Origin of the sequence: Trichocoleus sp. DQ-A1 (assembly GCF_039961955.1) — a bacterium.
In the GTDB taxonomy this organism is placed as follows: Bacteria; Cyanobacteriota; Cyanobacteriia; order Cyanobacteriales; family FACHB-T130; genus FACHB-T130.
Window position 1 is genome coordinate 184,383 of record NZ_JAMPKE010000004.1, and the last position, 21,714, is coordinate 206,096.

15 protein-coding genes are annotated in these 21,714 nt (G+C 48.6%); 13 read left to right on the forward strand and 2 right to left on the reverse strand.

Features of this window, described 5'->3' with window-relative positions; all coding sequences use genetic code 11:
* Window positions 1-39: 39 nt before the first annotated feature.
* The 7 genes from NDI33_RS06495 to NDI33_RS06525 all read left to right on the forward strand — a co-directional run bounded on the left by NDI33_RS06495 (window position 40) and on the right by NDI33_RS06525 (window position 8,827).
* Window positions 40-972: a PleD family two-component system response regulator gene (locus NDI33_RS06495; RefSeq protein ID WP_190677777.1), complete on the forward strand. Its 933-nt coding sequence runs from the start codon at window positions 40-42 to the stop codon at window positions 970-972.
* A 172-nt stretch (window positions 973-1,144) separates the two neighbouring features.
* On the forward strand, window positions 1,145-1,978 hold the full coding sequence (locus tag NDI33_RS06500; protein WP_199302560.1) for a FecR family protein: 834 nt from the start codon (window positions 1,145-1,147) through the stop codon (window positions 1,976-1,978).
* A gap of 250 nt (window positions 1,979-2,228) precedes the next feature.
* Window positions 2,229-2,579: a hypothetical protein gene (locus NDI33_RS06505; protein WP_190412657.1), complete on the forward strand. Its 351-nt coding sequence runs from the start codon at window positions 2,229-2,231 to the stop codon at window positions 2,577-2,579.
* Window positions 2,519-4,414 carry a diguanylate cyclase gene (locus NDI33_RS06510; RefSeq protein WP_348245623.1) on the forward strand — a complete coding sequence of 632 codons (1,896 nt, stop codon included), beginning with the start codon at window positions 2,519-2,521 and terminating at the stop codon, window positions 4,412-4,414. The genes NDI33_RS06505 and NDI33_RS06510 overlap by 61 nt, the downstream gene beginning before the upstream one ends.
* A 468-nt stretch (window positions 4,415-4,882) precedes the next feature.
* Complete coding sequence (locus NDI33_RS06515) at window positions 4,883-5,521, forward strand: hypothetical protein (protein WP_348245624.1); 639 nt, start codon at window positions 4,883-4,885, stop codon at window positions 5,519-5,521.
* Between the two features lie 453 nt (window positions 5,522-5,974).
* Entirely contained in the window at window positions 5,975-7,957 is a 1,983-nt protein-coding gene (sir, locus tag NDI33_RS06520; RefSeq protein ID WP_190412654.1) for a sulfite reductase, ferredoxin dependent, read from the forward strand.
* 300 nt (window positions 7,958-8,257) lie between these two features.
* The gene (locus tag NDI33_RS06525) at window positions 8,258-8,827 is read left to right on the forward strand and encodes a general stress protein (protein ID WP_190677789.1); all 570 of its coding nucleotides are present in this window, start codon (window positions 8,258-8,260) and stop codon (window positions 8,825-8,827) included.
* A 165-nt stretch (window positions 8,828-8,992) separates the two neighbouring features.
* Here NDI33_RS06525 and NDI33_RS06530 read toward each other — a convergent pair whose 3' ends face one another.
* A complete protein-coding gene (locus NDI33_RS06530; protein ID WP_347275934.1) occupies window positions 8,993-11,446 on the reverse strand; it encodes an ATP-binding protein in 2,454 nt (817 codons plus the stop codon).
* A gap of 868 nt (window positions 11,447-12,314) precedes the next feature.
* Between NDI33_RS06530 and NDI33_RS06535 the strand changes: the two genes are divergently transcribed.
* From NDI33_RS06535 to NDI33_RS06555, 5 genes are all read left to right on the forward strand, one after another.
* Window positions 12,315-12,479 carry a helix-turn-helix domain-containing protein gene (locus NDI33_RS06535; RefSeq protein ID WP_339380422.1) on the forward strand — a complete coding sequence of 55 codons (165 nt, stop codon included), beginning with the start codon at window positions 12,315-12,317 and terminating at the stop codon, window positions 12,477-12,479.
* A 114-nt stretch (window positions 12,480-12,593) separates the two neighbouring features.
* A complete protein-coding gene (locus tag NDI33_RS06540; protein ID WP_199302566.1) occupies window positions 12,594-17,528 on the forward strand; it encodes an ATP-binding protein in 4,935 nt (1,644 codons plus the stop codon).
* A gap of 759 nt (window positions 17,529-18,287) precedes the next feature.
* Window positions 18,288-18,467: a hypothetical protein gene (locus NDI33_RS06545; RefSeq protein ID WP_347275937.1), complete on the forward strand. Its 180-nt coding sequence runs from the start codon at window positions 18,288-18,290 to the stop codon at window positions 18,465-18,467.
* A gap of 191 nt (window positions 18,468-18,658) precedes the next feature.
* Complete coding sequence (locus tag NDI33_RS06550; protein WP_190534764.1) at window positions 18,659-19,696, forward strand: alcohol dehydrogenase catalytic domain-containing protein; 1,038 nt, start codon at window positions 18,659-18,661, stop codon at window positions 19,694-19,696.
* A 63-nt stretch (window positions 19,697-19,759) separates the two neighbouring features.
* Window positions 19,760-20,353 carry a hypothetical protein gene (locus tag NDI33_RS06555; protein ID WP_190412648.1) on the forward strand — a complete coding sequence of 198 codons (594 nt, stop codon included), beginning with the start codon at window positions 19,760-19,762 and terminating at the stop codon, window positions 20,351-20,353.
* Between the two features lie 160 nt (window positions 20,354-20,513).
* On the opposite strand, the gene NDI33_RS06560 is transcribed toward NDI33_RS06555, so the two are convergent.
* A complete protein-coding gene (locus tag NDI33_RS06560) occupies window positions 20,514-20,798 on the reverse strand; it encodes a hypothetical protein (RefSeq protein ID WP_190677791.1) in 285 nt (94 codons plus the stop codon).
* Window positions 20,799-21,150: 352 nt separating this feature from the next.
* Between NDI33_RS06560 and NDI33_RS06565 the strand changes: the two genes are divergently transcribed.
* Complete coding sequence (locus NDI33_RS06565; protein WP_190677793.1) at window positions 21,151-21,642, forward strand: hypothetical protein; 492 nt, start codon at window positions 21,151-21,153, stop codon at window positions 21,640-21,642.
* Window positions 21,643-21,714 lie beyond the last annotated feature (72 nt).

Sequence of the window (21,714 nt, forward strand, 5' to 3'; positions counted from 1 at the left end):
AGTACATCCTATACCAATTTACGGATAGGTCTAATAAAAATGCTTTCCCTTCCCCAAGAACCCTCTATCGTCCTCGTGGTAGACGACGACAGAATCATGCGTCAGCTACTGTGTCAAGCAATGCAACAGGAAGGATACCAGGTTGTTGAAGCGAGCAATGGAGAGGAGTGCTTGAGTGCTTATGTTCGCTTTCAGCCGCATATTGTCTTGCTCGATGCCATGATGCCGGTAATGGATGGCTTCACTTGCTGCTCCAGGCTACAAGACATCCCTTCATGCGATCGCACTCCCGTATTGATGATTACAGGTCTTGACGACAAAGAATCCGTTGACCGAGCTTTTGAAGTCGGAGCCATTGATTTCGTTACCAAACCTATTCACTGGCCCGTACTGCGTCAGCGGGTGAGGCGTTTAATCCAACAATTTCAACTTTATCAACAACTGGAGGTGGCAAACCGAGACTTGCAGCGACTTGCGACCTTCGACAGTCTGACGGGACTGGCAAACCGCCGTCGATTTGATGAGTATCTTGCTCAAGAGTGGCGGCGAATGTTACGCGAACAACTGCCCCTGTCTCTCATCTTCTGCGATATCGATTTTTTCAAAACCTACAACGATACTTACGGGCATCAAGCTGGAGATATTTGTTTACAAACTGTTGCTAGTGCCCTGTTTCGGGTGGTCAAGCGCTCGACAGATTTAGTCGCACGCTATGGCGGCGAAGAATTTGCAGTGATTTTGCCTAATACCTCTGCTGCTGGCGGGTTGCAAGTCGCAACGGAAATTCGACAAGCTGTGAAATCTCTAGAAATTGTTCATACCAAGTCTGCTGTTAGCCAGTATGTAACGCTGAGTTTGGGTGTCGCTGGCGCGATTCCTTTGCATGACGCTTCACCAGAAGCGTTACTTAAGGAAGCTGATGAGGCGTTGTATCGGGCAAAAGCAGGGGGACGCGATCGCGTATGCTCCTAAACGCAGCTTCTGGCGACGATGCATCGGTGGATACAATCAGCCACGCAGATATAAAAGGTGATATAAAGTGCGATCGCTTAATCAAGTTAATATGCACAAATCATCTGAAAAAATTAAAACTGCAAAATCAAATTAGTAATTTTTAATTTTTAATTTCTACAAGAGGTGAGCAGTGAAAAGTCGTAGAGCATTCGTGTCTCTCCTGCTGTTGGTGGCTCTCTTAAGCATCGGTACAGACTCAGTGGCAAAACCTTTGCAGGTTCGACTCAACCGACGGTTAGAAGTCGTTTCCTATGCAGGTAAAGTCACTTATAAACTTAGAGACGCTGCTGGGTCGGTTAGGGTCGGCTTGCGCCTTGAGGAGGTGGGCGATACTATCACGACGGGCGACGAGTCTAAAGCCGTCCTAGCCGTCGATACCGGCGTTGGCTTCGTGAATGTCTCAGAAAATACCACTCTGCAAGTACAACAATTGCAGACAATGCCTGATGGGGGAAGAATTACGCGACTTCAAGTAAAGGGGGGACAAGCTCGCCTGGAGGTACGACCGTTTACGAATCCTAATTCGCGGTTTGAAATTGAAACACCTGCCGGTTTGAGTGGCGTTCGCGGGACGCAATTTGGTGTGAGCGTCAAACCCAATGGCAAAACGAGCGTTGCCACCCTAGAAGGGAGCGTGGTCGAGGAAGCTCAGGGGCAAGCGGTAGAAGTCAATGCTGGGTTTCGGACTTTAGTGATTCCTGGCGAACCCCCTTCCCAACCAATTCCTTTGAAAGAAGAGGGTGAATTAGAGATCCGAGTTCTGGCGGCGATAGAGGGCGATCGCGTACGCATTCGCGGTCTAATCGATCCGTTCAATCTGTTGATCGTGGCGTCTACTTTACAGAATGTGGAGCGCACGGGTGAATTTGATATTACAGTCCCACTGCCTAAGCAACGGAAAATTCAAGCGGTTGTGGTAACTCCTTTGGGACAACGGCAGGCGTATGAACTGCTGGTTCCGTAAGGTTGCTCGTTAGACTTGCTCAGTGCATTTTATCTGCAACCCTTCTCCCTAAAATCGCCTCGCTTTTGCCAACGCATTTTATGTTCGCAAAAGCGAATTACGCGATCGCTTAAACCTTTCGACAATAATAGAATTTAGAACCTTGGGGCATCTCAACTGACTTTTTTGGATGACCGGGGAGTGTCGTTTTTATTTAAACCCCCGGTAGATTGAGACTCTTTAAAACACCCCTCTTAAACAACAAACTCAAATGCGCTTTGATTGCCCAGCTTCCTGGCATGATTTCCAGGATGAAGCCTTCGTGCTTACGTTCCAGCAACCCCAATCGCATCTAGAACGTCGCCAACTAGAGAAAGCGCTGCGTCAAAAGGTAGGGAAATTGAAGCAATATTTTAGCACCCTCTTCCAACCTGCCTCGATGTACTTCATCCCAGTGCAGGTTGGGACAAATCAACCGCAAGTTTGGAATGCAGGCACATTCGCAGCCGAAGGCAGGAAAAATAAAGCATTCTTCACGGATGCCAACAAAGCGTGCGGGCTGTGTTGGGACAACTTTTTAAAAGTTTTTGCCGATTTATTTACGGGCGCGATCGCTTTATGACGGACATGACTCCTGCTCACCAGGCAGAGGAACGCTATGTCCTAGCCGTTAATGCCGGTCAAGTAGGACTTTGGGACTGGGATCTCCAAACTGGTGAAATGTATCTCACCGCTAGCTGGAAAGCGATGCTGGGCTATCGCGAAGACGAAATTGACAACCGTATAGAGGCTTGGCTCCATCTGGTACATCCGGATCAGCGGGAATGGGTGATGACGGCTGCAAGTATTTATCTCGAAGGGTTGACACCCCAGTATGAAATCGAACATCGGATGATCCACAAGAATGGCAATATCCGGTGGTTTCTCTGTCGGGGGATTGCATTTCGAGATGAGCAAGGCATACCTTATCGTATGGCAGGGTCAATCACTGATATCACCGAGCGCAAGCGAACCGAGGAAGCGCTTCAGGAAAGCGAGTATCGGTATTACACCTTAGCTAAAATGTCGCCGGTAGGGATTTTCCACACAGATGTAGAAGGGAACTGTTTGTATGTCAACGAGCGCTGGCGCGAACTGGCAGGATTGACCCTGGCGGAAGCACTCGGAGAAGGTTGGACGAGAGCGCTGCATCCCGACGATCGCGATCGCGTCATCAGCGAATGGAAGCAGGCGATAATAGAAAACCGGCGATTTGCCTCAGAGTATCGGTTTGGGCGTGCGGATGGAGTCGTCACCTGGGTGTTTGGTCAGGCGGTGGCGGAACAAGGAGTAGCCGGTGCGACTGTTGGCTTTATTGGCACGCTCACCGATATCACCGAACGCAAGCAGGCGGAGGAGGCACTGCGACTGCAAGTTCTCAGGGAGCAACTGATAGGGGCGATGCTAGAGCGCATCCGTCAGTCTCTCAATCTCAGCGAGATTCTCAACACGACGGTGGCAGAAGTGCGGCAATTTCTAGCGTGCGACCGGGTGATTATTTATCGTTTCGAGGCAGGCTGGCGCGGGGTTGTGGCGGTGGAGTCTGTAGACCCCAATTGGACTTCGATGCTGGGAACTCCCGTCTACGATCCCTGTTTTAAGGAAAAGTACGCCCAGCTGTATCAGCAGAGTCGGGTTCAAGCAATCGCAGATATTTACAACTCAGGACTGGGTCAGTGTCATATCGATGTGCTGGAGCAGTTTCAGGTTAAAGCGAACTTAGTCGTTCCGATTCTGCAAGGGCAACAGTTGTGGGGGTTGCTGATTGCTCATCATTGTTCGCAACCCCGACATTGGCAACCGTGGGAAATCGATCTGCTCTCTTCTTTGGCGATGCAGGTGGGTATTGCGATTCAACAAGGGCAACTCTATGAACAATTGGAGGCAGCTAACCAAAAGTTGCAGCGCCTTGCGACTTTGGACGGTCTGACGGGTCTGCCGAACCGACGCCGGTTTGATGAGTACCTAGATCAGGAGTGGCGGCGTCTGAGACGAGAAAAAGTCCCCCTGTCTCTGATCTTGTGCGATATTGACTTTTTCAAACTCTACAATGACACCTATGGTCATCAAGCCGGGGATACTTGTTTAATTACCGTCGCCAGTGCGATCGCTCAAGCTGTCAAGCGACCAGCGGATTTAGTCGCTCGATACGGGGGCGAAGAATTTGCCGTAATTTTGCCCAACACTACACAAAATGGGGCATTGCAAGTGGCAGAAGAGATTCGAGTGGCAGTGCAAGACTTAAAGATTGTCCATAGCCATTCTTTAGTTAGTCAGTATGTGACGCTGAGTTTGGGCGTTGCGACTACGGTTCCCGACTGCGATACTTCACCAGAAATATTGTTAAAGACAGCGGATGAGGCGCTTTATCAGGCAAAAGCTCTGGGACGCGATCGCGTTAGCCGATGCTGCTCTTAGCCACTCTTCGGGTTAGTGTCTGCGGTTCTTAACAGCTATAACCATCCGGCACTTTCCCGATGACCTGTGATGAGTGAAATTTAGTCTATTTTTAAAAATATCGTTACAATTATAACTTTTTAAAGTTGTTTTCCCTAATCCAGCCAGCTCCCAAGTTCTTAGCTTTATAGAGAAATTATCTAGGCTTATGGGACTTTACGATTACTTTTTTTTGATGAAAATTATCCTTAAATTTTAGACTGCTAAGGCAACAAAATAGTTCCTTGAATCTTTCATAAATTTGTGCCACTTGCCAAACAGTCCACTGGCAGGAAGCCTCTATTTGAGGAAATGCTACTTCAACCCATCGCTAGAGGTAGCAACATTACTCAGGCACTAAAATATTTGCTAGTGTTTCGGAACTAAAGGAGCTTGAAACTATTACGTGTAGAGGGATACCGAAATTCAAAAGCTTTAGCAATCCTTAATTTGAAAGAACGAAAAATTTTTCTGGCAATTTCCTGGAACCTTTTGCTTTGGCGAACGACTTTGAATGTAACAAAGCAACTGAAAACCAGAGAATTGAAGGAAGTAATTATGAATCGCGCTCTCAAAACCGTAGCTAAGATTTCCGTACTATCTGCACTAGCGATCGCTCCTGTTTTAATGTCTAGTTTGGATGCTTCTGCAAAACCCACTGGAACACGAGCAAATTATGTCGGAGTTGGTGGTTCTGCTAGCGTTACAAATGGCGGACAAGATGGCGATGCTGCCGCAGTCGGCGGTGTGATTCAAGGCCGCTATGCGGTTCCCAAGACGCCAGTTTCTATTAGAGGTTCCGTACAGTTCACCAACGAAACCAGCACTATCATTCCGATGGTTACTTATGATGTGCCTGTTACCAATAAAGCTAACTTCTACGTTGGTGGTGGCTACGGTTTGCATGAATCGGAAGGCAAACCATCTACCTTCGGCAACCGCAATGCGCCTGTAGTCACGGCTGGCGTCGAAGCAGAAGTTGCCAAGAACGTTGTAGTCTTCAGCGATGCCAAACTGGGAATCAAGCCTTACGAAAACAGTCCTGCTTCTTCTGTTAGCGTCCAGCTAGGAGTCGGCTACGGATTCTAAGATTAACGCTCTCTCTATCGTTCTTGGCGGTGTTTGGTTCGAGATATTTTGACTTAAGTGACTTCTAACAAAGTGGGACAGGTTGATAAAGCCTGTCCCACTTTGTTTTTATAGCGGTTCTCACTTGGGTTTGATACACCGCACAGTAGGGTAGCTATGCTAACCTACCGATGGAGCTGATTCAATGGACGGCTTAAGATTGCTTGGCTCAAAAATCGGGTTAGGCGCGAAGACTCGACGCTCTTACTTGCATCACTGCATCCCTGCATCAAGGTGTGGCAAACCGAAGGGCGTCCTCTGGGGATATCCCTTTCTGCAAGAATTGTTAAAATCTAGGGATTTTCTCACCTATCGCTAAAGATTAAGAATGGTGATAGTACCATGAATGTATACGCCGTAATCCCGATAGATTTTCCGGTGATCCAGTTCAACCGTTCAGCCCCCTAGTTTCCGATGGTTAAATCTCCGATTTCCCCTGTTCAAAAGCTTTCTAAAGTAGAAGGACTCAAAGAACGCAGCAACTTTTTACGCGAACCTGTGGCAACTGAGCTACTGGAAGACACCAACAGCTTCACAGAAGATGCCACCCAGATTCTCAAATTTCACGGATCGTACCAGCAGGATAACCGGGACAACCGGGTGAAGGGTCAGGAAAAAGATTACCAGTTCATGCTGCGTACCCGTAATCCGGGGGGCTTCATTCCACCACAACTGTATCTGACCTTAGACCGACTGGCTGAGGAATATGGCAATGGAACGCTACGCGCTACGACTCGCCAGGGTTTTCAGCTGCATGGAATTTTAAAGAAAAATCTCAAAGCATCCATCGCTGCCATCATTAAAAACATGGGGTCAACGCTGGGAGCCTGCGGCGACCTCAACCGCAATGTGATGACGCCCCCAGCGCCTTATAAAAATCGCCGGGACTACGAATATACCTGGGAGTATGCCAACAATATTGCTGACCTACTGGCACCGCAAACAGGTGCATATTATGAAATTTGGCTGGATGGCGAAAAGTCCATTAGCGCGGAAGAAAACCCAGAGGTAAAGGCGGCGCGGCAACGCAACGGCAACGGCACCGTCGTCCACGGGAAAGAAGAACCGCTATATGGCGATCGCTATATGCCCCGGAAATTTAAGTGTGCCGTAACGGTACCAGGGGATAATTCGGTTGACCTCTATTCCCAAGATGTCAGTTTGGTGGTGATTACCAACACCGAGGGAGAACTAGAGGGATTTAATGTCTTTGCGGGTGGTGGTTTAGGACGCACTCACAACAAAGAAGAGACGTTTCCCCGGATGGCAGATCCCATCGGGTATGTAGAGAAACAAGATATCTACGATCTGATCAAAGCGATTGTCGCCACTCAAAGAGATTATGGCGATCGCACTAACCGCCGTCATGCGCGGATGAAATACCTAATCGAAGATTGGGGCGTCGAGAAGTTCCGCGCCAAAGTCGAAGAATACTTTGGCAAACCGCTGGCAGCTTTTAAAGAGTTACCGCCGTTTAAATACAAAGATTTCTTGGGATGGAACGAACAAGGCGACGGCAAGCTGTTTCTAGGAATTCCGATTGAAAATGGTCGGGTGAAGGACGAAGGTAACTTTAAGCTAAGAACTGCACTGCGGGAAATCGTGCAGAAGTTCTCGCTACCGATTCGCCTGACACCCAACCAAAACTTGCTGTTTTACGAAATTGACCCGGCGCAAAAAACCGAAATTCAGCAAATTCTTGACCGCTGTGGCGTTCAGGCAGACCCCAATCAACTTGACCCGTTGGTGCGCTATTCAATGGCTTGCCCCGCCATGCCGACTTGCGGCTTGGCGATTACCGAATCGGAACGGATCATGCCGGATCTCTTGAATCGGGTTCGGGCGCTGCTGAAAAAAGTGGGATTGGAAAACGAACACTTTATCGTGCGGATGACGGGTTGCCCGAATGGTTGCGCTCGTCCCTATCTGGCAGAATTAGGATTTGTCGGGAGTGCGGCTGAATCTTATCAGATTTGGCTAGGGGCTTCACGCGACCAAACGCGACTCTCTAGAGCCTATATGGATCGGCTGCACATCAACGAGCTAGAAACCGAATTAGAGCCGATTTTCGTTTACTTCAAGCAGTCGCGGCAACCCCAAGAAGGTTTTGGGGATTTCTGCGATCGCGTCGGTTTTGATGCGATTCGTCAATTTACAGTTGACTATGAGTCGGAAGCAGTCTCTCCTCAGTCAGATACTGGGTTGATTAATGAGGTGGTGCTGCCAGAAGAATCAGAAATTGCAGTTGCAGCTAAAATCCGTCGTCGGATCAATGTCCGGGATGATGTTTACAGCCGCTTGAAAGCAGAAGCAGCCCGTCAGGGTAAGCCCATGACTCAATTGGCAACTGAGGTAATCGAAGCTTTCTTACAGGCGAATCAAAAACCTAACGAGTAATCCGGCTGGCGACTCAGTAATCTTAAAGTCTGGTTGATTCCCCTAATTTCCCAGAACCCCAACCCTTTCCCGCTTGCGGGGAGGGGTTCTTTATATGATGGGCAAGTAGACGGATTTGAGATGAGTCTTCAATCATTCAACTCAGCCGTAACAAAACGCCCGGAGAGACTCTACCTCCGAGTTACATCTAGGGATTGATGGATCTAGTAGCAGAAAATACCAAAATTTCAACATCAAGGATTAAAAAATCAATTCTGCATTTGTGGATTCGCGATGCAGATATGGCAATCGGAGGGAAAAATGACTGTAGCTGAAAATAAGCGTGCTGTGGGGGTATTTTCTAATCGTCAAGATGCAGAAACTGCACTCGATGAAGTTAACAAAGCTGGCTTCCCAATAGATAGGGTTTCGGTAATTACCACACAAGCAAAACCTGACGATCAACTTGCCGGTGCGAATATGAGCGATCGCATTGGTGATGAAGCTAGCGTCACTGCTGCCACAAAAGCCAACGCAAATACTAACGTTGGGCTGTTTGGTGGCATATTCACCAGTCTTAGCACTTTAGCAGTTCCTGGTGTGGGGGCCGTAATGGCAGCGGGTGGCCTGGGCTTGACACTAGCCGGTACGATTGCTGGTGTTGGGATTGGAACAGCGGCAACGAATCGCCTGATTGAGGCATTAACCGATCTCGGCATTCATGAAGATGACGCTAAAGTTTATAGCGATCGCCTGTTCTACAATTACTATTTGGTAATTGTGGATGGAACAGACGCGGAAATCGCCAAAGTTGAAGGAGTTTTTCACGAGCGGGGAATTCAGGATTGGGCTGTTTATAACCGACCCAACGATTCACCTGTCTTGTCCTAAATTTCCAAGAATACCAAGATCCAATTTTCACCAAGTTAAGTGAATCTAGATTTGAGAAAGTTTCACTAAAATTTTCTCAAATCTATTTTGTCCTTACTTTCTTGTTGATCGGTAGTGGGGAATTGTGCCCTAACTTTCCCCCTAAACTGATTGCTCAATCAATTCCTACGATGGTTGCGGTGATTGTTGGATCGGAATCTCGATCGCAAATTCTGCTCCTTGTCCCGGTGCCGAAATGCACCGCAACTGTCCCCCATGTGTCTCTGTCACTATCTGATAGCTAATCGCTAATCCCATCCCGGTTCCCTTTCCAACCGCCTTGGTGGTGAAGAACGGGTCAAATAACCGTTGCTGAATATCTTCAGCAATCCCCGCTCCATTATCTGCAATCCGAATCGCAATTTGTTTTGATGCCAAAACTTGCGTGCGAATTGTAATTCGACCGGGGTTGGCTTGCCGGTCTTGGTAGCTGCGCTTGGCATTAAACTCCTCTATAGCATCAATCGCGTTGCTGAGGAGGTTCATAAATACCTGGTTGAGTTGTCCGGCATGGCACTCAATTTTAGGTAACTGACCATACTCCTTGACAACTTCAATGGCTGGATGATCTGGCTTCGCCTTAAGACGGTTTTGCAAAAGCATCAGTGTGCTATCAATGCCCTGGTGAATATCCACATCCTTGACTTCTGATTCATCCAAACGGGAAAACACACGCAGCGAGTAAACAATATCACGAATACGCTGAGCGCCAACTTGCATCGAGGCAAGGAGTTTGGATAAATCTTCTTTGAGAAATTCCAGTTCCATGTCCTCTGCTTTGTCTTGAATCTGGGGCGTGGGCTGAGGATACTGCTCTTGGTACAGCTGAATCAACTCTAGTAAATCTTGGATGTAAGAGCTGGCATGAGTGAGATTGCCGTAGATAAAGTTGACTGGATTATTGATTTCGTGGGCAATGCCTGCTACCATCTGACCCAAACTAGACATTTTCTCGCTCTGGACCAGATGGAGTTGGGTCTGGTTAAGTTTGCTCAGCGTTTGGTTGAGCAGTGTAATCTGTTGTTGGGTTTGGTTGTAAAGCTGAGCCTGAGTAATGGCAACTGCTAACTGATCGACAACTGCTTTGAGTAATTCCCGATCTAGGGGACTTAGGGAATGAGCGTGCAACCCAATGAGATAGCCGCAGCAGCCATCTAGAAGCGGGATAGGGAGTGCAAGGTAGGCGTGAGCTTTCAACTCTAGAGGTGTTTGCTCTAACTCAGCATCAACAAACAACAGATGAAGTGCTTCTGTCTGCTGTAGACAAGCTGCTATGTCTATACACGAATTGGACTGAAACTTTCTTGGCTGAATCGTCAATGTTTGGGCGTGAGAGTCGCCAACCAGCTCAAGGGTTTGGGATTGGGGATCGTACCAGCCAAACAGCACTCTATCAAGCTGTGTTAAGGTTGCCAGTTCTGTAACCGTCGTCTGAACAATGGTTTGTAGCTCTAAAGATTCTCGAATGCGACGCACCAAACGGTTGAGTAGAGCTTCCTGTTCGGCACGAGTGCGAGTTTGCTCAAACAGCTGCACCTGTCGCCATGCACCAATCAGGGCAATCAGCAACAATCCGCCTAAAACGGTCGCTAGGAGGTTGAGTGCGCCTAAGTTAGATTCGATATTCTGGCGAGGAATAACCAGTGCAATTGACCAATCCGCTTCTTTTAGGGGTACGTAGGCAACGTAGTTCCAGCTGTCATTGACTCGTATTAGTTTAATCCCTGCTTGTTTGGCAACCATTGACTGGGCGATCGCTGCCAGTGCCGGATTGGAAGATTGTAAGAAGCTGGGTGCCTCATGCTCTGCGGAGCCAATCATCTTGGGGTCAGGATGGGCAATCGCCACCCCTGTGGAGTTGAGTGCAAAGGCATAGCTGCCAGCTCCCTCTTGGAGCCTGCTGACTACCTGAATCACTCGGTCAACTTTAATCGCTCCACCCATTGCTCCCAGCACTTGAGTCCCTGAATCCCCCATAATTGGAGCGCTGATATTGATTTGTAAGAGTCCTGTGGTGCGACTGACTACGGGATTCGCGGCACTGACTTGCCCTGACATTGCCTTGATAAACCATTCCCGGTCTTTAATATTTTTGCGATGAGGACCGACGCTGGTATTCGCACCCCAACCCTCGGAGTTGACAATTGACAGCTGGTGAATTTCTTTAAACCGTTGCAATTCCGACTTTAAATAAGGCTGAGCGACTGACCAATCTATAGAGCGCACGAGGGGACTGTTCGCCAGCATCTCTACCTCAGTCTTCCGATTAGATAGCCACTGGTCAATCTCATCTCGTCCCTGCTGGACTTTCAGTAAGGCTTGTTGCTGGAGGTTCTCCAGAATCAGTCCCCGCACAACCTGATAGCTAACTACAGCGATCGCACTCACCCCCAAAGTTGACCCTGCCAGTATCGATAAAACAATTAGGTCACGAGGTTGCCATCTTTGCTTGTAGCGATGCTGCTTTTTTGGCAGCCTTGACCAAAACGCTTTAGAAAAATTGAATTTCCCCAATTTGGGCAATACTTCCCGGCTACTTTTTTGGCTAGCTGAGTTAGCCTGGTTGTTTAGGATGGACACTCTTACTGCTACCTGCTATCGACTTGAGAAATAGGAGATTTCCAAGGAATTTAAGATTGCAAAAGTTGAAAGAGTTCAATGTTATGCTCCACAATCAGCTAGTTTTCTCTAAGAATCATATGGAGATGTTCTGCTCTCGCAACTCTTTTACCTGTAAATTTAGATACTACCACCGGATAATTGAACCAGCATTGGCACAATTGCTGAATCTTCATCCTGTTAAAAGTCTCAAGTTTAAAGGTCAATTGAATAAATTCGATTCTTCCTCAAGTCGCGAGCAATGAGCGTGTCGAGGGAACTCAAGCTCAGTGCGGCTTAGGGTTAACAATGGATTCGCAAGTTAAGCTCGCATCTTTTCCCTTTTCGGGCAGGGCATTGGGAAAGGATACCTATATTTTCCAGCTTTACAGATATATCGCACATTCTGCACCCCTACTGTCACAATCGGTTATTTCGGTTTTTTTTCCTAACAAAGGTGATTTCTTATACAAAAAAATGTAAATATGTTTTGCGATCGCAAGCCCAAAATTTTTAAATGTCGAAAATTCGGAGTATGGCAGTTTAGGTTGTGGAATGGAGGTTAAATCAGCGTGCAGATAGCGGCTGGTTGTGCAAGCAGCATTCTTCCGCTCCAGGGTCGCCTGCATTAGATGGTACGGGGAGAGATCGCCTGTGAAAATTGACCTGTTCAAAGACAGTTACTTAGTGATAAAAATCCTTTCTGTCAATGACTAGGAGGGGAAGAGAATGAAGAGAAACTAGCCCCATTCTGGCTAATAGATGGAAGGATATCGCACCGGCTATCGTTCAATTTTACGCATTAAGATAGAGGGATTTGTGCCCAAGAACCACACTTGAACAGCTAGAGGTGGCGGGGTTAGTCCGCGAGACTCGCCCGCGGCTTGAACTTTCACAGGAAAAGTTCGCAACGCTACTTGGGGTATCGTTCCATAGTGTGAATCGATGGGAAAACAAACGAACGTGCCCCTTACCACTCGGTTGGAAGCAGATTGAAACACTGCTGCAATCATAATGGGGGAACAGGTCGAAGACGACTAGCCAGGTATTTCGAGGAGCAGGAGTTGCGCCAGTGACATTTGCAGACAAAGGAAGGGCTGCTGACAGCATTTTTGTTGCAGGCGGCGAAATGGGGAATCTGATGCGATCGCTCGATTGGTCGCAGACTCCCTTAGGAGATGTAACCTACTGGCCCCAAAGTTTGCGGAGCGCTGTCAGCATTTTGCTGCCTTCAAAAGCTCAGATTTGCCTGTTCTGGGGAACTGAATTGATCGCGCTCTACAACGATGCTTATCGGCCTGCTTTGGCATCAAAGCATCCTTGGGCGCTGGGTCGCCCTGCTCGTGAGCTGTGGAGCGAAGTTTGGGACGCGCTCAAACCCTTGCTAGATGGAGTTGTCACGAGTGGAGAAGCATTCTGGGCGCGAGATCATTTGTTCTTTCTCAATCGCTACGGGTACAGCGAGGAAACTTACTTTGATGTATCCTATGACCCCGTGCGGGACGAGAGCGGGGAAGTCGGCGGCGTTTTTTGCATCGTTAGCGAGACAACCGGGCGAGTTCTGGGCGATCGCCGCTTACAAACATTAAGCTTACTGGCGAGCAAAACAGCTCAAGCCAAGACGGTTGAAGCTGCCTGTATAACGGCAATTCAGGCTTTAGCCACCAATGCTCACGATATTCCGTTTGCCCTGCTTTATCGAGTGGCGGCAGATGGCAAGCAAGCGACTCTGGTTGAAACGGCTGGATTCGAGGCGGAAACCTCAGCAACGCCAGCAATCGTAGACCTGACTCAAGACAATGACGGATGGGGATTGAGACGAATTCATCAGACTGGGCAAGCCGTTATTGTTGATGTAGCAACTCGCTTCGGGGAGTTACCGAAGGGAACCTGGGATAGGTCGCCTGCTGCTGCCTGGGTTGTGCCAGTGACCCAATCGGGACAACCTCAGATTGTTGGGTTTTTGGTGTTGGGAATCAATCCCCATCGAGCCTTTGAGAATGAGTACCGAGAATTTTTTGATTTAGTGGCAGGCAATGTCACGAATGCGATCGCAAATGCCCGCGCGTTTGAAGAAGAACGCCAGCGAGTCGAAGCACTGGCAGAACTGGATCGCGCCAAAACGTCCTTCTTCAACAATATCAGCCACGAATTCCGTACTCCCCTGACGCTGATGCTATCGCCGCTAGAGCAGACGCTAGCCGAATTAGAGGGAAGCATTCCGACCAAAGCGCGATCGCAACTCGAACTGGTGCAGCGCAACGGGAAGCGCTTGCTGAAGCTCGTCAATACCCTGCTCGATTTTTCGCGCATTGAAGCCGGACGCACTCAGGCAAACTACCAGCCAACCGATTTGGCAACCTATACGGCTGAATTAGCCAGTCTATTTCGTTCTACCGTTGAGCAAGCGGGACTGAAACTTACGGTTGATTGTCCTCCCTTGCCAGAACCGATTTATGTAGATCGGGATATGTGGGAGAAGATTGTGTTGAATCTGCTCTCGAATGCCTTTAAGTTTACGTTTGAAGGAGAAATTGCGGTGGTTCTGCGTCCGGTCGGCGACCATGTGGAACTGATGGTGCGCGACACGGGTACGGGTATCCCAGCCGCCGAGCTTCCCAAACTGTTTGAGCGGTTTCATCGCGTTGAGGGGGCACGGGGACGCACCTTTGAAGGTACAGGAATCGGGCTATCGTTGGTGCAGGAACTCGTGCAGTTGCAGGGAGGAGCGATCGCTGTTGACAGTACGCTGGGTGAGGGCAGTACCTTCACGGTTCGATTGCCAATGGGAACGGCTCATTTGCCGAGTGATGACATTCACGCCAGCCGCGCCCAAGCCTCCACCGCTTTTGGTGCAATTCCTTATGTTGAAGAAGCTTTAGGTTGGCTACCCGAAGAAAATGCAGCGCCGAGGTTGCAGACCGCAGAAAACGCTCAACGAACCTCAGATGCTCCAATCTCGACAGCTACCGCCCGGATTCTGCTAGTCGATGATAACGCCGATATGCGCGACTATCTGCACCGCCTCCTCAGCCAGTTTTATCAGGTGGAAATGGCGAAAGATGGCGAAACCGCTCTAACTGCCGTATATAATCGTGCGCCTGACCTGATCCTCAGCGATGTGATGATGCCAGGAATGGATGGTTTTGAGTTGCTCAGGCGGTTAAGAGCTGATGCCAAAACTCGCGAAATTCCATTTTTGCTGCTATCTGCTCGCGCCGGAGAAGAATCGGCTATCGCAGGACTGGAAGCTGGAGCCGATGATTATCTGGTGAAGCCCTTTAGCTCCGGTGAATTGCTTGCCCGCGTTGCTGCCAATTTAGAACTGGGGCGATCGCGCCAAGCAGCTAATCAGCAGCGCTTTCGCTTCTTGGCTGAATCTATTCCCCAAATGGTTTGGACGGCTGATGCCAGCGGTTGGGTAGATTATTACAGCCCCGGCTGGTTTGACTACACCGGATTGAAGTTGGAGCAAATCCAGGGGAGCGGTTGGCAAAACACACTCCATCCAGACGATCGGCTCCGGACTATTGAAGCGTGGACTCAAGCCACTGAAATGGGCACAAACTACGATATCGAACATCGTTTGAGAAGGGCAGATGGAATTTATTGTTGGCATCTCACCCGCGCCCTACCCATGCGCGACGAAAACGGTCAAGTCATTCGCTGGTTTGGTACCTGCACGGATATTACCGAGCGCAAACAAGCAGAAGAAGCTTTGCGAGAAAGTGAGGAGCTAAAGCAAAGCATTCTAGAGAGCAGTACTGACTGCATCAAAGTCTTAGCGTTGAACGGTGAAATTCTCTACATCAATCCTGGTGGGCTGTGTCTTTTAGAAATCGACGAGCCGAAATCTATCCTTTATCGCGTCTGGGCTGATTTGTGGGAGGGCAAAGATTATGAAAAAGCCCAAGCTGCGATCGCTGCTGCCAAAATCGGCAACATCTCTCAATTTCAAGGCTATCGCCCTACCACCAAGGGCACACCGAAATGGTGGGATATCATTATTACGCCGGTGCGAGATGCTAAGGGACAGGTGGTGCAACTGCTTGCTATTTCACGGGATATTACGGAAGCGAAGCGCATTGAAGCCGAACGCCAACAAGCTGAACTAGCACTGAGAGAAGCCCATGTGCAGTTAGAATCTGCTTTGGCAGCAGGAGCCGTCTACACTTGGCGCTGGAGTATTCCCGGCGATCGCGTCAGGGTCAATGCTGCGTTTGCTCGCCTGTTTGCTGTAGACCCGGTGAGTGCGACATCAGAAGGCTTGCCGATCGAGTTCTTTATCAACTCCATGCACGAGGAAGACCGTCCTCGCGTTTCAGTTGCAATTGAGCAGGCGATCCACACAGGTGAGGAATATGCTGCTGAGTACCGCGTTCGGACTGTCAGTGGTGAGGAACGTTGGCTAACGGCACGGGGTCGAGTTGAGTATGATGCAGCAGGGAAACCTGTTTCTTTTCCTGGCGCACTCGTCGATATTACCGAGCGCAAACAAGCAGAAGTGGCCTTGCGCCAATCAGAGGAACGCTATCGAACGCTGTTTGAGTCCATTGACGAAGGCTTTTGCCTCATCGAAATGCAGTTTGATGCAAATAACAAGCCGATCGATTACCGCTTTTTGGAGACTAATCCGGCGTTTGGGAAACAAACGGGACTCGAACAGGCAGCGGGCAAAACGGCGCGTCAGCTCATTCCAAATCTTGAAAAGCACTGGTACGAGATTTACGGCAAAGTCGCCCTAACAGGTGAATCCATTCGCTTCGAGAATGGTTCCCAAGTGATGAACCGTTGGTTCGATGTTTATGCGTTCCGCGTTGGGCAGCCGGAGAGCCGAAAAGTTGCCGTACTGTTCAAAGATATTAGCGATCGCAAGCGCAGTGAAATCGAACGAGAACAAATTTTGCAACGAGAACAAGCCGCACGGGAAGCTGCCGAACGGGCAAATCGCATTAAAGATGAGTTTCTAGCAGTACTGTCTCACGAGTTGCGATCGCCTCTCAACCCGATCTTGGGCTGGTCTCAGCTACTGCAAAACCGCAAGATGGATCAAGTGCGAACGACTTATGCCCTACAGATCATCGAACGCAATGCCAAACTGCAAGTGCAGCTCATTGATGATTTGCTCGATGTTTCTCGAATTCTCCAAGGCAAACTCAGCCTCAATGTCGATCCGGTCAATCTAGCAACCACCATCACCGCCGCACTGGAAACAGTGCAGTTAGCCACCGCCGCCAAATCGATTCAAATTCAAACAATTTTGGAACCAGAGGTTGGGCAAGTTTTAGGCGATTCAGGTCGCTTGCAGCAAGTCATTTGGAACTTGTTATCCAACGCCGTCAAGTTTACCCCGTCAGGAGGACGAGTTGAAATTCGCTTAGAGCAGATTGAGGCTGAAGCTCAAATTACGGTCAGCGACACAGGTAAAGGGATTCTCCCCCAATTTCTGCCCCATGTCTTTGAATACTTTCGCCAAGCTGATAGCGCCACGACTCGACAATTTGGTGGATTAGGATTGGGCTTAGCGATCGTCCGTCAAATCGTTGAATTACACGGTGGCAGTGTTCGTGCAGATAGCGCTGGGGAAGGGCAGGGAGCCACTTTTACGGTGAAATTTCCGTTGATGTCGCAGCACTCAACCATTCCTCAAATCGTTCGCGAGTCCAAATCTCTCTCAGGCTTGCAAGGTATCAAAGTGTTAGTGGTAGATGACACGACAGATATGCGCGAGTATGTCGCCTTTGTCTTAGAACAGGAAGGGGCAGAGGTTGTGGCGGTCGGTTCAGCAGCGGAAGCTCTTGCCACGTTAGCTCAGTTTCAGCCAGCAGTGTTGGTGAGTGACATCGGGATGCCTGAAATGGATGGGTATATGCTGTTACGGCAAGTGAGACGGTTGCCCGCAGAGCAAGGCGGTGAGATTCCGGCGATCGCTCTCACGGCGTATGTGGGGGAACTAAATCAACAACAAGCGATCGCTGCCGGATTCCAGCGGCACCTTTCTAAGCCGATCGAGTCAGCCGCGTTAATTGCAGCGATCGTCGATCTCATCAAGAATGCAAATTAAGACTGCTTGCTTAGTGGTTCAATACTGCCCCTTCTGGGCTTTTTGGTGAGGGATTAGGAGTGAAGTTTCAAATGTATTTCACTCAAGCGACTGCTATCGCAATCCTATTTAAGTTGTGAGCCAGTCCTTCCGATCCCCGACTTCTATCTCGAAGTCGGGGATCTCAGCTTTAGGAATTATTTAGGAGTGCTATATATATTTTCTTTTTTCTGGACAAGGGTAGCAGCGGATTGTGGATATTAGAGGTCGGTAAAGTTTGTTGCAACAGGTTTTCTAGGAACGTGGGCGTGTCAAGTGCCGGTTTAAAGACGAGGGGGAAAAATCAAAATTTTCTTCTATTTTTGTTTTATTTAGGCAATGATTCGCACTCTTTAAAGCTTCCTTTGTCGGGGGGCGAGTGCAGGTGTCTTAGAAACCTCTTGCCATGAGCTTAATCTGGTTTACCCAGGTTAAACACCTGCTAAATTTTTTTGCCCCCCGGAGTCCGGATACCGTACCAGGAGATGATCCCCAGGATAGATGAACAAAACCTATGTTCAGTTCTATCTTTATTTATCAGAGCGGTCAACACGCTTAATATTCGGTCTTAGGGCATTAGCATCTCGTAACCAAAAAGTTTCATTAACCACATCTTTTTTTAAGGTTCGGGAAGCTCAAAGTTAATTTATTTTTTCAGATTGTGTTCGCCTATACATTCGCTTGAGTGACCAAGGCTTCAGGGGTGTACTTTTTGTGAATAAGGAGTTTAATAAAATGCGAATGAATACTTGCCATTGTTGCGGCAGTCCTCTTCTACGTCATGCGCGGCAAAATGGGGTTTATTGGTTTTGTACTTCATGCCGACAAGAAATGCTGCCTGTAGCCCTGGATCAAACACTTCCACTTCATCAAGCGGTTCAGGGAGCGCGATCGCTTTCTCTGAAACTGGTAAAACCATAAAACAGTTCCCTTCCCTTATTTGGGAAGGAAAAAATACCTAACTGTTAGATAAAGAAAAACTGAAAAGTCCGTTTTCAGCCTGGTGCTACTGTTCCCAAGCTGAACCTGGAAACCAATTTGCCGTTATGTCAGGCGTCAAAATTCATCTGCCCTGATAAAATCAGCTTGGACTCGGTTAGGGGCAGTGTTTCATGCTGGCAGCGGTACTTTACGGACAAACGGATCTACGCCTAGAACAGGTCGCTGACCCTACACCCTCTGCTGGTGAGGTGGTGATTCAAGTGGCTGCGGCAACGACTTGCGGCACCGATCTAAAGGTTTGGCGGCGCGGCGGTCATGCAAAGATGCTGAAGCCTCCCACCTTGTTTGGTCATGAGGCAGCGGGGCGGATTGTGGCGGTAGGAAGCGGAGTCCAAGGTTGGCAAGTGGGAGATCGCGTCGTTGCTAATAATTCTGCTCCGTGCATGAATTGTTTCTTTTGTCAACGTCAAGAATATTCTCTTTGCCCTAAGTTGACGTGGAATAACGGCACGTTCGCACAGTATTTAAAAATTCCCGCCCCGATTGTGCAACACAACCTGTTGCCCATCCCAGATGACTTGCCCGATGCCTTGGCGTCGATGACTGAACCGTTAGCCTGCGTGCTGCATGGGGTAGCACGTTCTAATGTAAAGTCGGGCGATCGCGTTGTGGTGTTGGGAGATGGGGCAATTGGGCTGATGTTTGTAGCGGTACTGGCGCATCAATCGGCGTCGGTGTTGCTCTTTGGGGGAAATGACCAACGGCTGGAAATTGGGAAAAAGCTAGGCGCTGTGGAAACGTTTAATTATCATCATCTGACAGATATACCGAGTGCGGTAAAAGAGCGAACCGACGGCTGGGGTGCAGATGTGGTGATAGAAGCGACGGGTGTACCCGCAGTTTGGGAGAGTGCGATCGCGTGTGCCCGTCCGGGTGCTACCGTCAATCTATTCGGGGGATGTCCGCGCGATACCACCATCACCGTTAATACCGAACAACTCCACTACAGCGAACTCACTCTAAAAGGCGTTTTTCACAACACCCCAAAATATGTACGAGATGCCTTATCTCTATTGGCGAGTCGCGCCATCCCCTTAGAATTGCTCATCAGCGAACATCAGCCTTTAAAGCATTTAGAGCAAGTGTTCCAAGATATGAAGAATCGTAAGGTAATTAAGGTTGCTATCGACCCCAGCATGGCATCTTAAGAATAGGGATAGCTAAGAACAGGGTGCTGATTGGTGAAGTGTGTTTGCAGGTTTAAGGTCTAAATGAAAAGCGTTAAATTTTGGTCAGTTCTGTCATTGGGAATTTTACTAGCATTAGGAGCCACGAAAAGTGCTGACGCCCTACCCGGACAGAAAACAGAAGAAGTGATTGCCTGGATTAATTCTAATCCCACCCTTCGACCTTCTACAGGCGATGGTCTATTAGTGCAAAAGACCAATACAGCCGCCCAGCGATTTACTTTTCTCGCAACTGTCCTTCCTCCCGGTAGAGTCACTTTTCTTAAAGATCGAGGCACGATTCGCAGCGAACGCTTTTCTTTTTTTGACATGGTTAATGGCGTAACGCCACAACGTCTAAAAGAATCGCTGCGGGTAATTTATGGCCCAGATATCTATCAAGACTACGACCGTTCCCGAATTGTCTACGAATATCCCACACCACAAACTGTAGACTTAGCTCGTCGGCAGCGGCTTCCGCTTTTGGCGGCACAACAGGGTGAACTGCGCTTAGGAGATCGATTTGGCTACTGGATGGAAATTGCCCAAACCAAGGAAGGGAAGGCGTATAACGGTCAAATGGTCATTTTCTTGAGAGAGGATTTAGACAAGTTGGAGACGGAACTGCGCGATCGCTAAATTAGAGGAATGGCAAATTGCTAATGATTAACTAGATTCAAAAATTAGCGATTTGTCATCTTAATTTAGTTGCACCGGACTTTAAAAAAAGAGACGCGATTAATCGTGTCTCTCCTACATCATGAGTGCAATCTGTAGCGGCATTAGTCGTTTACAAGGACTACTTATTTTTACCCTTATCTTTGTTCTTGCCTTTTCCTGTGCTATCAAATTGTGTAGTGCCAGTGTTTTCAGGAGTCGATACCTGTTGATTTGGTGTCTCGATCGCCTGGGGGCTTGGCGTTGCCGGTGATGGCGCAGTGGATGCGGCTGGTGATGGCTTTGGAACTTCTGCTGGCTTTAGCGCTACAACCAAGCCGGTTACAGCAGTGAGAATGGCAGCAGTTGCGGTCATAATGCCCGGAACGGTATGAAACCATCCCTGTGATTTTGGTTCTTCAGACATCGGTGAACTTCTAGAATTTCCTGTTAATTTAATACGGCTAATTACTCGGATTTCCGAATCAACGGTGCGAGTATAACAAATGCGATCGCGTCCGGCAAACGGGAAATATACCAGATTTCACGCTATCTATCGCTTTCCTCTCCCGCCTGCAATCAGGGAGATGCACGCCAAAACTTGATTTTGTTTTCTGGTTCTTCGCGGCTAGTGCCAACAGTGGGGGTGAAACTCTCTCCGAGGGTCGCTAGAGTAGATGGTATCCCAACACGGCTAAATCAGGATAAAGCGACAAGGCTAGGAATCGCTAACCAACGAGAAGACCTGATATTTTTGGGTTCTGATAGAAGGTGTATTCATGAGCAGCAAACAAGACTACACTGCACAAATGCTTGACGGATGGATTTACCAAATCGTACCGGGACGCTACGGGCATCATCTGGAGATTTGGAACCCGCAAGGCAATCCATATCGCAGCTTAAAGGCTTTTGTGCAATGCGAGGAAGCTGTAGCATTTGTCGAATCCCTAATTGCTTTGAGTAATCACGAAAGCCATTGGGTTCCTAACAACGAGGACAGCGTTCGCTTTGACGGGATGATGCAACAGCTAGTTTGCGTCGAATGCGACGACTTTATCTATCAAGAGTGGCACGTTAAACCCTATGAAGATTCTGACAACAACTGGAATCTTTATGCCATTAATCCAGTCATTGGGAAAACCGAGATTTTACTGAAGCGACAAGCAGATTTACAGGAAGCGATCGCTCTGGTTAAGGCTAAGATTGATGCAATTGAGCCGGGTGGCGTGCCAGCAAGCGATCGCGCTAACGTCGTAGCTACCAGATGCTAAGCCTAAAGCCAAGAGAGCACCGCTACACCAATCCAAAACCAGAGCTATTTCGCTTGTTTCGTTTATTGCGTT

What these genes read in the sequence shown, in the direction of transcription:
- NDI33_RS06505 (WP_190412657.1), top strand. Translation starts at nt 2,229, where the DNA reads ATGCGCTTTGATTGCCCAGCTTCCTGGCATGATTTCCAGGATGAAGCC.
- NDI33_RS06560 (WP_190677791.1), bottom strand. Translation starts at nt 20,798, where the DNA reads ATGTCTGAAGAACCAAAATCACAGGGATGGTTTCATACCGTTCCGGGC.
- NDI33_RS06545 (WP_347275937.1), top strand. Translation starts at nt 18,288, where the DNA reads ATGAATACTTGCCATTGTTGCGGCAGTCCTCTTCTACGTCATGCGCGG.
- sir (WP_190412654.1), top strand. Translation starts at nt 5,975, where the DNA reads ATGGTTAAATCTCCGATTTCCCCTGTTCAAAAGCTTTCTAAAGTAGAA.
- NDI33_RS06525 (WP_190677789.1), top strand. Translation starts at nt 8,258, where the DNA reads ATGACTGTAGCTGAAAATAAGCGTGCTGTGGGGGTATTTTCTAATCGT.
- NDI33_RS06540 (WP_199302566.1), top strand. Translation starts at nt 12,594, where the DNA reads ATGGGGAATCTGATGCGATCGCTCGATTGGTCGCAGACTCCCTTAGGA.
- NDI33_RS06565 (WP_190677793.1), top strand. Translation starts at nt 21,151, where the DNA reads ATGAGCAGCAAACAAGACTACACTGCACAAATGCTTGACGGATGGATT.
- NDI33_RS06495 (WP_190677777.1), top strand. Translation starts at nt 40, where the DNA reads ATGCTTTCCCTTCCCCAAGAACCCTCTATCGTCCTCGTGGTAGACGAC.
- NDI33_RS06550 (WP_190534764.1), top strand. Translation starts at nt 18,659, where the DNA reads ATGCTGGCAGCGGTACTTTACGGACAAACGGATCTACGCCTAGAACAG.
- NDI33_RS06555 (WP_190412648.1), top strand. Translation starts at nt 19,760, where the DNA reads ATGAAAAGCGTTAAATTTTGGTCAGTTCTGTCATTGGGAATTTTACTA.